Annotated in this window: 1 pseudogene; it reads left to right on the top strand. The window is 72.7% G+C overall.

Annotated features, from left to right (window positions below):
- Positions 1-341: 341 nt before the first annotated feature.
- Positions 342-14,111: pseudogene (locus tag OHA61_RS08840) on the top strand (amino acid adenylation domain-containing protein); the annotation flags it as partial.
- Between the last annotated feature and the right edge of the window lie 171 nt (positions 14,112-14,282).

The raw sequence follows: 14,282 nt of genomic DNA, 5'->3' as shown, positions 1-14,282 counted from the left end.
GCCTTGGTATTCGGGCCGGCGAATCCGGTGGGTGGGCCCGGAATCCGTTCCGACCGGCCCCTTTTTGCGTGCCCGGCGGCCGAACGTCGTCATTCCCGGACTGACATGCGGGCCAAGAGCCTGATGGAGACCATTCCCAACTGAGCTGCCCGGCGCGTAGTTTCTCTCGTCATACTCGAATATTTGGTCCGATAAATCGGCTGGAGGTCCACGGCGGTCCGGCCGTGGACCTTCTCGTGTTGGCTGAGCATCGTTTCTCCGTGCTTGCACAACAGCTTGGAAGTCAAAAGTCAGCTAGGCCGGCGTTGCGGCCGATGCGTAACCATTGAGGATTCCTGATGATTCCGTTGTCATTCGCGCAGCGCCGGTTGTGGTTTATCGACCAGTTGGAGGGGCCGAGCGCCACCTACAACATCCCGATCGTGCTGCGGCTGTCCGGGGAGGTGGACGGGAAGGCGCTGGGAGCGGCGCTGCGTGACGTGATCGGGCGCCACGAAGTGCTGCGCACCGTCTTCGCGGTCGCCGACGGCGAGCCGTACCAGCGCATCCTGAAGCTGGAGGAGCTGGCCTGGGAGCTGTCCGTGGCCGAGGTGGGCCCGGGGGAGCTGGAAGGCGCGGTGGCGCGGGCCTCGGCGTACGCCTTCGACCTGTCGGCCGAGGTGCCGATCCGGGCCTGGCTGTTCTCGGCCGGCGCGGACGAGCACGTGCTCGTCGTGACGGTCCACCACATCGCCACCGACGGCTGGTCCACGAAGCCGCTGGCCCGGGACCTGTCCGTGGCGTACGCGGCACGGTGCGAGGGGCAGGCCCCCGCGTGGGAGCCGCTGCCCGTGCAGTACGCGGACTACGCGCTGTGGCAGCGCGAGCTGCTCGGCGACGACCAGGACCCGAACAGCGTCGCCTCCCGGCAGATCTCCTACTGGCGCGAGGCGCTGGCCGGTGTGCCCGACGAACTGGAACTGCCCTTCGACCACGCCCGCCCCGCGGTGGCCGGTTACCGGGGCCACACGGTGGGGCTGAACGTCTCCGCGGAGGTGCACGCGCGCCTGACGGAGGTCGCGCGCGAGTCCGACGTGACCATGTTCATGGTGGTGCAGGCCGCGCTGGCCGTCCTGCTGTCCCGGCTCGGCGCGGGCACCGACATCCCGATCGGCGCCACGGTCGCGGGCCGCACCGACGTCGCCCTCGACGACCTGGTCGGATTCTTCGTCAACACCCTGGTCATGCGCACCGACCTGTCCGGCGAGCCGACGTTCGCCGACGTGCTCGCGCGGGTGCGGGAGGCCGGCTGGAACGCCTTCGCGCACCAGGACGTGCCGTTCGAGCGGCTGGTCGAGGAGCTCGCCCCGGCGCGTTCGCTGTCCCGGCACCCGCTGTTCCAGGTGATGCTCACCATGCAGAACACCGCCGGGGCCGAACTCGACCTTCAGGGTGTGCGGGCCGGAGGCGCCCCGGGTGCCCAGCCCGACTCGCTGACCGCCGGGCTCGCCGCCAAGTTCGACATCGAGACCAGCGTCGGCGAGGCGTTCGACGCCGAGGGGCGGCCCGCCGGGCTGCGCGGTGAGATCATCGCGGCGGCGGACCTCTTCGAACTCGCATCGGTCGAGCACATGGCGCTGCGGCTCGCGCGCGTCCTGGAGGCCGTCGCCGCCGAGCCGCGGACGCCGGTGCACACGATCGACGTCCTGGCCGGGAGCGAGCGCCGCCAGGTGCTCGTCGACTGGAACAGCACCGCCCTGGAGCTGCCGTCGGACACGGTCACGGACCTCTTCGAGGCGCAGGTCGCCCGTACCCCCGACGCCGTCGCCCTGGTGGTCGACGGCCTGGAGCTGTCGTACGCCGAACTGGACGCGCGGGCCAACCGGCTGGCCCACCACCTGATCGGCCGGGGAGTCGGCCCCGAGTCGATGGTCGCGGTGTGCCTGCAGCGCGGCGCGGACGTCGTGCCCGCGCTGATGGCGGTGCTGAAGACCGGCGGCGCCTACCTGCCGGTGGACCCGGAGTACCCGGCCGAGCGCATCGCGTACATGCTGGACGACGCGGCGCCCCTGGTCGTGCTCGCCTCCACGGCCACTGCCGCCGCGCTGCCGCCCGTACGCCCGGCGCTCGTGGTGCTGGACGCGCCCGAGACCGTGGCTGTCCTGGCCGGCCTGCCGTCGGACGCGCCGACGCAGCACGCTCGCGTGGCGCCGCTGACGCCCGCCCACCCGGCCTACGTGATCTACACCTCGGGTTCCACGGGACGCCCCAAGGGCGTGGTGGTCGAGCACCGGTCCGCGGTGGCCCTGCTGACGTGGGCGGCCGCCGAGTTCGGCGGCGCCGACTTCGCCCGGGTGCTGGTCTCCACCTCGTTCAACTTCGACGTCTCGGTGTTCGAGCTGTTCGGCCCCCTGGTTTCCGGCGGATCCGTCGAGGTCGTACCGGACCTGCTCGCCCTCGCCGACCGCGAACGCGGCCCCTGGCAGGTCAGCCTGGTCAGCGGCGTGCCCTCGGCCTTCGCCCAGATCCTGGGCGGACCGGGCCCCGACGCCCGTCCGCGCACCGTGGTCCTGGCGGGCGAGGCGCTCACCGCCGACGCGGTGGGCAGCATCCGCCGTGCGCTCCCGGGCGTGCGGCTGGCGAACATCTACGGCCCGACCGAGGCGACCGTGTACACCACGGCCTGGTACACCGACGAGGACGTCGAGGGGGCCGTGCCCATCGGCCGGCCGATCTCGAACGCCCGGGTGTACGTGCTGGACGGACGCATGGCGCCCGTCGCCCCCGGTGTCGCGGGCGAGCTGTACATCGCGGGCGCGGGCCTGGCCCGCGGCTACCTGCGCCGCCCCGGGCTGACCGCCGAACGGTTCGTGGCCGACCCCTTCGGCGCCCCGGGCGAGCGCCTCTACCGCACTGGTGACCTGGTGCGCTGGAACACCGGGGGCCAGGTGGAGTACCTGGGCCGCGCCGACGAGCAGGTGAAGGTGCGCGGTTTCCGCATCGAGCTCGGCGAGGTCCAGTCGGTCGTCGCCGGACACGACGCGGTGGCCCAGGCCGTCGTGGTCGCCCGTGAGGACACCCCGGGTGACAAGCGCCTGGTCGCCTACGTCGTGCCCGCCGAGGGCGTGCTCCACGAGGAGCTGCCGACGGCGGTGCGCACGCGGGTGGCGGAGCGCCTGCCGCAGTACATGGTCCCGTCCGCGGTGGTGGTGCTGGAGGCCCTGCCGCTGTCGGTCAACGGCAAGCTGGACCGCAAGGCCCTGCCCGCGCCCGAGTACGTGACGGGTTCGGGCCGTGGCCCCTCCAGCGTGCGGGAGGAGATCCTGTGCGCCGGGTTCGCCGAGGTCCTGGGCCTGGAGAGCGTCGGCGTCGACGACGACTTCTTCGCGCTGGGCGGCCACTCGCTGCTCGCGGTGCGCCTGGTGGAGGTCCTGCGCACGCGCGGGGTCTCGGTGTCGGTACGGGCGCTGTTCCAGACCCCGAGCGTGGCGGGCCTGGCCGTGGTGGCCGGGACCGAGCAGGTCGACGTACCGCCGAACGCCATCCCCGAGGGTGCGCGGGAGATCACCCCGGAGATGCTGCCGCTGGTGGACCTGACCGCCGATGAGGTGGCGCGGATCGTCGCCACCGTCGAAGGCGGCGCCGCCAACATCGCGGACATCTACCCGCTGGCCCCGCTCCAGGAGGGTCTGCTCTTCCACCACCTGTTCGCCGACGGCGGCGAGGACGCCTACGTCCTCCCGACCGTGGTCAGGTTCGACGCGCGGGAGCGGCTGGACGCGTTCACCGAGGCCCTGCGCCAGGTGGCGGACCGGCACGACATCCTGCGCACCGCGATCGTGTGGGAGGGCCTGCGCGAGCCGGTGCAGGTGGTGTGGCGACGCGCCGTCCTGCCGGTCGAGGAAGTACGGCTGGACCCGGACGGTACGGACCCGGTGAGCGAGCTGGTGGCCCTGGCCGGTACGTCCATGGACCTGCGGCGCGCGCCGCTGATCCACGTACACGCGGCGGCGGAGCCGGGCGGTGACGCGTGGCTGGCCCTGGTGCGGGTGCACCACATGGTGCAGGACCACACCGCCCTGGAGGTGCTGCTCGAAGAGGTCGAGGCGTTCCTGGCCGGCCGCGGTGACGAGCTGCCCGAGCCGCTGCCCTTCCGCGACTTCGTCGCACAGGCCCGTGGTGGTGTCGAGCGCGCGGAACACGAGCGCTACTTCGCCGGACTGCTGGGCGACGTGACCGAGCCGACCGCGCCGTACGGGCTGATGGACGCGCACGGCGACGGAGCCGGGGTCGTGCGGACCCGAGTGCAGTTCACCCCCGAACTCTCGCAGCGGATCCGCGACGTCTCGCGCCGGTCCGGCGCGAGCCCGGCGACCGTGATGCACGTGGCGTGGGCGCGGGTGCTGGCCGCGGTCAGCGGCCGCGACGACGTGGTCTTCGGCACCGTCCTCTTCGGGCGGATGAACGCCGGTACCGGATCCGACCGGACCCTGGGCCCGTACATCAACACGCTGCCGGTGCGCGTGAAGACCGCCGAGTCCGATGCCGCGGCGTCGGTCGCCGCGATGCGCGGTCAGCTCGCCGAGCTGCTCTCGCACGAACACGCGCCGCTGGCGCTCGCCCATCAGGCCAGCGCCGTACCCGGTGACACACCGCTGTTCACCTCGCTCTTCAACTACCGCCACAACACCGTCCGTCCGGCCGAGGAGGCCGCGGACGAGACCCGGACCGCCGGGACCGCCGGGATCAGGGCGGTCTTCTCGCAGGAGCGCAACAACTATCCGCTGACCGTCTCCGTCGACGACGACGGCGAGGACATCGGGCTGGCCGTGGACGCGGTGGCACCGATCGACTCCCTGGCGGTGGGCACCCTGCTGCGCACGGCCGTGGAGAACCTCGTCGCGGTGCTGGAGGACGTGCGGGAAGGCGGCCAGGACCGGCCGCTGCGGGCCATCGAGGTACTGGACGAGGCCGAGCGCCGCCGGGTGCTCGGTGAGTGGAACGACACCGCCGCGCAGACCCCCGATCAGACCGTGGTGGAGCTGTTCCAGGCACGGGTGAGCGCCTCCCCCGACGCGGTCGCCGTGGTCGGTGACGCCGTCGAGCTGACGTACGGAGAGCTGGACGCCCGGGCCAACCGCCTGGCGCGCCACCTGACCGGCCTCGGCGTCGGCCCCGAATCGGTCGTCGGTCTGTGCCTGGAGCGGGGCGTGGACGTGCTCGTGGCCGTCCTGGCGGTCTGGAAGGCCGGCGGTGCCTACCTGCCGGTCGACCCCGAGTACCCGGCGGAGCGGATCGCGTTCATGCTGGACGACGCCACGGTGGCGTGCGTGCTCACCGACGGGGCGACGCGCGAGCGGCTGTCGGAATTCGAAGCCGGCTCCGGCGCTCCGGTGGTCGTCCTGGACGACGCCGCGGTGGCGGCCGGGCTCGCGGCCCTCGCCGCGGACGCGCTGACCGGGACCGACGGAGTGCTCCCCGTGCTGTCCGCGCACCCCGCGTACGTGATCTACACCTCGGGGTCGACGGGCCGCCCCAAGGGCGTCGCCGTCACCCACGGCGGACTGACCAACTACGTGACCTGGGCGACCCGGGCCTACCGCATGGGCGAGGGGGGCGGCACGCCGCTGCACTCGTCGCTTGCCTTCGACCTGACGGTCACCAGCCTGCTCCTGCCGCTGGTGTCCGGTTCCCCGGTCGTGATCAGCCGGGACGGCGGGGCCGAGGGACTGGCCGAAGTGGTCCGGCGGTCCGAGGAGTTCGGCCTGGTCAAGGTCGTGCCCGGACACCTGCCGTTGCTCGCGCGCCAGCTGTCCGACGGACAGCTGGGCAACGCCGCCCGGCGCTGGATCGTCGGTGGCGAGGCACTGTCGGGCGCCGATGTCCGCACCTGGCTGGAGCACGCGCCGCGGTCGGTCGTGGTCAACGAGTACGGACCGACCGAAACGGTCGTCGGATGCTGCGTCTTCGAGGTGACGGCGGGCCAGGAGATCGGCGAATCGGTGCCGATCGGGCGCCCGATCGCGAACACGCGCCTGTACGTCCTCGACGGGAGCCTCTCGCCCGCCCCGGCCGGCGTCGCCGGTGAGCTGTACATCGCCGGTGCCGGACTGGCCCGCGGCTACGTGAACCGCCCGGGCGTGACCGCCGAGCGGTTCGTGGCCTCCCCCTTCGAGCCGGGCGAACGCCTGTACCGCAGCGGGGACCTCGCCCGGTGGCGCGCGGACGGCGAACTGGAGTACCTGGGCCGCGCCGACGAGCAGGTGAAGATCCGCGGGTTCCGCATCGAGCCGGGCGAGATCGCCGCCCTGCTGTCCGCTCACCCGTCGGTGCGCCAGGCGGCCGTCGTGGTCCGCGAGGACACTCCCGGCGACAAGCGCCTGGTCGCCTACGCCGTGCCCGCCGAGGACGCGGCCGCGGGTACGGCCGCCGGACTGCCGGCGTCCCTGCTCGCGTACGCCGCCGAGCAGCTGCCGTCGCACATGGTGCCGGCCGCCGTCGTGACCTTGGACGAACTGCCGCTGACCGTGAACGGGAAGCTGGACCGACGGGCGCTGCCCGCGCCGGAGTACACGGCGGGATCGGGCGGCGGTCCGACCAACGCGCGGGAGGAGATCCTGTGCGCGGTGTTCGCCGAGGTCCTGGGCCTGGAGAGCGTCGGCGTCGACGACGACTTCTTCCGGCTGGGCGGACACTCCCTGCTGGCCGTGTCGCTGGTGGAACGCCTGCGCGTCCGCGGCGTCTCCGTCTCGGTACGGGCGCTCTTCGAGACGCCGACCGTGGCGGGCCTCGCCAGGGCGGCCGCCGCTGACCGGGTGGCCGTACCGCCGAACCTGATCCCCGAGGGCGCCCGCACGCTCACCCCGCAGATGCTGCCGCTCGTGGAGCTGGACGCCGGTGAGATCGAGCGGATCGTCGCGACGGTCGAGGGCGGCGCCGCCAACGTGGCCGACGTCTACCCGCTCGCGCCGCTCCAGGAGGGCCTGCTCTTCCACCACCTGATGGCGGGCAGCGGACGCGACACCTACGCGGCCCCCACCGTGCTCGACTTTGACTCCCGGGCCCGGCTGGACGCGTTCGTGAACGCGATGCAGCACCTCGTGAACCGGCACGACATCTACCGCACGGCTGTGGTCTGGGAAGGACTGCGGGAACCCGTACAGGTCGTGTGGCGCCGCGCCGAACTGCCGGTCGAGGAGGTCACGCTGGATCCGCACGGAGCGGACCTCGTGGACCAGCTGCTGGCGATCGGCGGCACGTCCATGGACCTGCGCCGCGCCCCGCTGGTCGACCTGCACGTGGCGGCCGTTCCGAACAGCGACCGGTGGGCGGCGCTGCTGCGCATGCACCACATGGTCCAGGACCACACCACGCTGGCGGCCGTCTTCGACGAGCTGCAGGCCTTCCTCAGCGGACGCGCCGCGGAACTTCGCGAGCCGCTGCCGTTCCGCGACTTCGTCGCGCAGACGCGCGGCGGCGCCGAACGCTCCGCCCACGAAGCGCACTTCGCCGAGCTGCTCGGTGACGTCACCGAGCCGACCTCCCCGTTCGGGATGAAGGACGTCCACGGTGACGGCACCGACCTGAGCCAGGCGCACCTGGGATTCGGGCAGCAGCTGGACACCCGGGTGCGCGAGGTCTCGCGCAAGCTCGGCACCAGCCCCGCGACGCTCCTGCACGTGGCGTGGGCGCGGGTGCTGGCCGCGGTCAGCGGCCGTGACGACGTCGTCTTCGGAACCGTGCTCTTCGGCCGGATGAACTCCGGCGCGGGCTCCGACCGGGCGCTGGGCCTGTTCATGAACACCCTGCCGGTCCGCGTGCGGGTGGGCGGAGTCAGCGTCATGACCGCGGTCGCCGCCATGCGCGCGCAGCTCGCGGCGCTGCTGGAACACGAGCACGCGCCGCTGGCCGTGGCACAGCGCGCCAGTGGAGTGCCCAGCGACACACCGCTGTTCACCTCCCTTCTCAACTACCGCCACAACACCCCGGCGGCGTCCGCCGAGGGCGCGGAGCCGGGGCGCGACGAGGGCATCGAGGGAATCCGCAGGCTGTTCATGCGCCCCCGCAACAACTACCCGCTGACCGTCGCCGTGGACGACAACGCCGACAGCATGGGTCTCGTCGTGGACTCGGTCGCCCCGGACGACCCGGACTCCGTGGGACGCCTGGTGCGTACCGCGGTGGAGAACCTGGTCGCCGCGCTGGAATCCGCCATGGCCGGAGGCCCGGACCAGCCGCTGGACACGGTCGAGGTGCTAGGCCGGGACGAACTCCAGCAGGTGCTGGTGGAGTGGAACGACACGGCGGCAAAAACCCCCGCGGGCTCGGTGGCGGAACTCTTCGAAGCGCAGGTCGCGTCCACTCCGGACGGGGTCGCGGTGGTCTGCGACGGCGAGGAGCTGACCTACGCGGAACTCGACGCCCGCGCCAACCGGCTCGCGCACTACCTGATCGAGCAGGGCGTCGGCGCGGAGTCGCTCGTGGGGCTCTGCCTCGGGCGCGGCGTGGAGATGATCGCGGCGATCCTCGGCGTGTGGAAGGCCGGTGCGGCGTACCTGCCGATCGACCCCGAGCAGCCGACGGACCGGGTCGCCTTCGTCCTGACCGACAGCCGGGCCGTGCTCGCGCTGACCACCGAGGAGATCCTGGACGAACTCCCGGCGGGCAAGTCCCGCCTGGTCGCGCTGGACGGCGCCATGGCGCGGATGCAGCTCGCCGCCGCCCCCACGACGCCGCCGCGCGTACCGGTGGCGCCGCAGGGCCTGGCCTACGTGATCTACACCTCGGGTTCGACGGGCCGGCCCAAGGGAGTCGCGATCACGCACGGTTCCCTGGCCAACTACGTGTCCTCGGTGCCCGGCCGGGTCGGATTCGGCACCCCGGGCGGGCGGTACGCGCTGCTCCAGGCCCAGGCCACCGACCTCGGCAACACCGTCGTGTTCGCGAGCCTGGCCACCGGCGGTGAACTGCACGTCCTGGACGAGACGGCGGTCACCGACCCGGTCGCCGTGGCCGGATACCTCGCCGAACACCGCATCGACTACCTCAAGGCGGTGCCCTCCCACCTGGCCGCGCTCGGATCCGCCGGAGACCTGGGCGCCGTCATCCCGGCCACCTCCCTGGTCCTCGGTGGCGAAGCGGCCTCCGCCGCCTGGGTGGGCGAGCTGCTCGCGGCCGGTGAGGGCCGCGGGGTCTTCAACCACTACGGTCCGACGGAGACCACCATCGGCGTGGCCACGACGCCCCTGTCCGCCGACACGGTGACCGGCGACGTGGTGCCCATGGGCACGCCCATCGCCAACACCCGCTTCTACGTCCTGGACGACCGGCTCCAGCCGGTGCCGGTCGGCGCGGCGGGCGAACTATACGTCGTCGGCGCGGGACTGGCCCGCGGCTACGTGCGCCGTCCCGGACTGACCGCCGAGCGGTTCGTCGCCGGCCCCTTCGGCGCGGCGGGCGAGCGGATGTACCGCACCGGCGACCTGGCGCGCTGGACCGCGGACGGCCTGCTGGTGTTCGCTGGGCGGGCCGACGAGCAGGTGAAGATCCGGGGCTTCCGGATCGAGCCGGGCGAGGTCCAGTCGGTCCTGGCCACGCACCCGATGGTCGAACAGTCGGTGGTCATCGCGCGGGAGGACACCGCGGGCGACAAGCGCCTGGTGGCCTACGTGGTGACCGATGACCCGGAGAGCACCGACGACCTCGAACTGTCCTCGGCCATACGGAAGTTCGTCGGCCAGCGACTGCCGGAGCACATGGTGCCCTCGGCCGTCGTGGTCCTCGACCGGCTGCCGCTGACGGGCAACGGGAAGCTGGACCGCAGGGCCCTGCCCGCCCCGGACTACGGCTCCGTGCTCACCGGCGGCCGCACCCGCGCGGCCAGCCTCCAGGAAGAGATCCTGTGCATGGCCTTCGCGGAGGTCCTCGGACTGCCCGCGGTCGGCCCGGACGACGACTTCTTCGAGCTGGGCGGCCACTCGCTGCTGGCGGTCCGGCTGGTCAGCCGGATCCGGACCACGCTCGGCGTCGAGGTCGAGATCCGTGCCCTGTTCGACACCCCCACGGCCGCGGGCCTGGCCGAACACCTGGCCGGGGCGCGCGAGGCCCGGCCTCCGCTGGAAGCCGCGGCGCGGCCCGAGCGGCCGCCGCTGTCCTACGGGCAGCGCCGCCTGTGGATCATCGACAAGCTGGAGGGCCCCAGCGCCACCTACAACATCCCCGTCGCGGCCCGGCTGTCCGGCGAGGTGGACGCGCAGGCACTGAACGCCGCCTTCCGGGACGTGCTCGAACGCCACGAGGTGCTGCGCACCGTCTTCCCGGTGGCCGACGGCGAGCCGTACCAGCAGGTGTGGGACGCGGCCGACCTGGCCTGGGAACTGACCGTGGCCGAGGTCGCTCCGGAGGACCTGCCGCAGGCGGTCGCCGCCGCGCAGCGGTACACCTTCGACCTGTCGGCCCAAGTGCCGGTGAAGGCGTGGCTGTTCAGCGCCGGCCCGCACGACCACGTGCTCGTGGTCGTCATCCACCACATCGCCACCGACGGCTGGTCCTGGGCGCCCCTGGCCCGCGACCTCTCCGTCGCCTACGCCGCACGCTCCGGCGGCGCCGCCCCGCAGTGGCGCGAACTGCCGGTGCAGTACGCCGACTACGCGCTCTGGCAGCGCGAGGTCCTCGGCGACAGCGAGGACCCCGACAGTCTGATCTCCCGTCAGGTCGCCTACTGGCGCGAGGCGCTGGCCGGTATCCCGGAGGAACTGACGCTGCCGACCGACAAGGGGCGTCCGGCCGTGGCCGGCCACCAGGGCCACCGCGTCCCGGTCGAGATCCCGGCCGAGGTGCACGCACGACTGCTGGAGATCGCCCGCGCCGAGGGCGTGACGATGTTCATGGTGCTGCACGGGGCCCTGGCGGTCCTGCTGTCCCGGCTCGGAGCGGGCACCGACATCCCGATCGGCTCGGCCATCGCCGGACGCAACGACGAGGCGCTGGACGACCTCGTCGGGTACTTCGTCAACACCTTCGTGCTGCGCACCGACCTGTCGCAGGACCCGACCTTCCGTGAGGTGCTGGGGCGGGTACGCGAGTCCGGACTCGGCGCGTTCGCCCACGCGGACGTTCCGTTCGAGCGGCTCGTGGAGGAACTGGCCCCGGCCCGTTCCCTGTCCCGCCACCCGCTCTTCCAGGTGATGCTGCTGCTGGAGAACACCGCCGAGGCGGTGCTGGACATGCCCAGGCTGCGCACCGACTCCGGTACGCCGTCCGAAGCGCCGTCCGACGCGCCCGGTTCTCCGGCCGAACCGACCGTCGGCACGTCCGTGGTCAAGTTCGACCTGGACGTGAGCATGGTCGAAACGCTCGACGCCCAGGGAGCGCCCGCGGGCCTGCGCGGTACGGTCATCGCCTCGACGGACCTGTTCGAGCCCGAGTCGGTCGTACGGATCGCGCGGCGCCTGACGCGCGTCCTCGCCACCCTGGCCGCCGCCCCGGACTCCCGGCTCAGCGCCGTGGACGTCCTGGACGCGGATGAGCGCCGCCGCATGCTGACCGAGTGGAACGACACCGCGGCCGAGGTGCCGGACACGACGGTCGCCGCCCTGTTCGAAGCCCAGGTCGCGCGTACTCCCGACGCCACCGCCCTCACCTTCGGCGACGTGGAACTGAGCTACGCCGAGCTGGACGCGCGGGCCAACCGGGTCGCGCGCCACCTGGCCGGGAAGGGAGTGGGACCCGAGTCGGTCGTCGCGGTCGTCTTCGAGCGCACCGTCGACCTGGTCGTGGCGCTGCTCGCCGTGGTCAAGGCGGGCGCCGCCTACCTCCCGATCGACCCGAACTACCCGGCCGACCGCATCGCCTACGTGATCGCCGACTCGGGCGCGGTGTGCGTGCTCTCCGGCGAGGGCATGCGGGACCGGCTGGAGGAGTTCGACGTCCACACCGCGGCGGACACCGGAGTCCCGGTGGTCCTGCTCGACGACCCCGCGCTGGTCCAGGAGCTGACCGGCTACGCGGACGGGCCGCTCACCGACGACGAGCGCACCCGCCCCCTGTCGCCCGCCCACCCGATGTGGGTGATCTACACCTCCGGATCCACCGGACGCCCCAAGGGCGTGCTCGTCGAACACCGGGCGATCGTCAACTTCCTGGAGTCGATGCAGGCCAGCTTCCCGCTGACCGCGCGGGACCGGCTGCTGGCGGTCAGTACGCACGGCTGTGACATGGCGGGCTTCGAGTTCTACCTGCCGCTGCTGGGCGGCGCGACGCTGCTGCTCGCCGCGCAGGAGCAGGTGCTCGACCCGTGGGCGCTGCGGGAGCTGATCCGCTCCGCGGGCGCGACGATGGTGCACGCCACGCCGAGCCTGTGGCGCGGCCTGGTGGCCGACGCCGACGACCCGGTGGACTGGACGCGGGTGCGCGCGCTGATCGGTGCGGAGGCACTGCCCAGCGACCTGGCCCGCATCCTGCTGGAGCGGACGCCGACCCTGACGAACCTGTACGGGCCGACGGAGACCACCACCTGGTCGACGGCCAAGGTGCTGCGGCCGGACGCGGCCGACGTCTCGTCCATCGGCGGGCCGATCGGCAACACCCAGGTGTACGTGCTCGACGAGGGACTCGTCCCGGTGGCTCCGGGCGTGGCCGGTGAGCTGTACATCGCCGGCAAGGGCATGGCCCGCGGCTACCTGGGACGGCCGGGACTGACGGCCGGGCGCTTCGTGGCCTGCCCGTTCGGCGCCGACGGTGAGCGGATGTACCGCACCGGCGACGTCGTCCGGTGGACGGCGGACGGCGACCTCCAGTACGTCGGACGCTCCGACGACCAGGTCAAGGTGCGCGGGTTCCGGGTCGAGCTCGGCGAGATCGAGGCCGTCCTGTCCACCCACGCCGAGGTCGACCAGGCCGTGGTCGTGGTGCGGGAGGACACCCCGGGGGACAAGCGGCTCGTGGCCTACGTGGTGCCGTCCGCGGCCACCGGCCAGGAGGACGACGGGGAACTGGGCCGCTCGGTGCGCGCCCTCGCCCAGGACCGCATGCCCGGCTACATGGTGCCCTCGGCGGTGGTGGCGATCGACCGGCTGCCGCTGATGCCGAACGGCAAGCTGGACCGCAAGGCGCTCCCGGCCCCCGGGATCACGGCCGCGGACAGTACCGCCAACCGGGCGGTCACCTCCTTCGAGGGGAGCCTCTGCGAGGCGTTCGCCGAGGTGCTCGGTGTGGAAACGGTCGGCGTCGACGAGGACTTCTTCGCGCTGGGCGGCCACTCCCTGATGGCGGTCCGACTGGTCGAACAGCTGCGGGAACGGGGCGTGTCGGTCGCGGTCCGCGACGTGTTCGCCGCCCCGACCGTCAGCGAGCTGATGAAGCGGATGAGCCTGTCGTCGGTGCGCGACGCGCTCGACGGCCTCCTGCCGATCCGGACCGGGGGCAGCAAGCCCCCCTTCTTCGGCATCCACCCGGCCGGCGGCCTGAGCTGGTGCTACATGCCGCTCGCCCAGTACGTGCCGGGCGACATCCCGTTGTACGGACTCCAGGACCGCGGACTCGACGGGACCACCGAACCGGCCCGCTCCGTACGGGAGATGGCTGCGGAGTACGTCGAGCTGATCCGCGGGGTGCAGCCCTCCGGGCCCTACCACCTGCTGGGATGGTCCTTCGGGGCGGTCGCCGCCCACGAGATCGCCGTGCAACTGCGGGCGGCGGGCGAGGAGGTCGCGGCACTCGTCCTCATGGACCAGAACCCGGCGGCGCCGGACCCGGACGCCGGACCCGTCGGCGACCTCGCCGCCGTGCCGGAGGACCAGCTGGACGCCGTGGCCGAGTTCGTGCGGGTCCAGGCGGGCCACGCGCTCGGTGCCACCACGGACGAGGAATTCAGGAGCCTCGCCAAGGTCCTGCTGAATCACCGTGAGATCCAGAAACGGCACTCCCACGGGGACTTTGACGGTGACGCCCTGCTGATCGTGGCCGAGCGGGAAAAGCGGGAGGACGCGACCTCGGGCGACGCGTGGAAGCCTTATGTCAGCGGGGAAATCCGCGAGGCCGGCATTTCCTGCACGCACTACGACATGGCCAAGCCGGAGAACCTCGCCAAGGTGTGGTCCGCCGTGGCGGACTGGCTGGGAGTGGAAGGGTGATGATTCCCCGGGCGGCGTGAGCCGCCCGGGGCGACGCGGCGGGACCCGCTCGGCGGATCCCGCCGCGTCGCCGTGCCCTGCGGGCAAGCGAACGAGGGCGGACCGAACGCCCCGACGAGGATTTCGTCGGGGCGTTCGGTCCGCCCTCGTTCGCTTGGTGTACGGGCCGCG

This window comes from Streptomyces sp. NBC_00885, from assembly GCF_045207475.1.
GTDB lineage: Bacteria > Actinomycetota > Actinomycetes > Streptomycetales > Streptomycetaceae > Streptomyces.
Note: the sequence above shows the minus strand (reverse complement) of the source record. Positions and strands in the feature narration are given on the sequence as shown.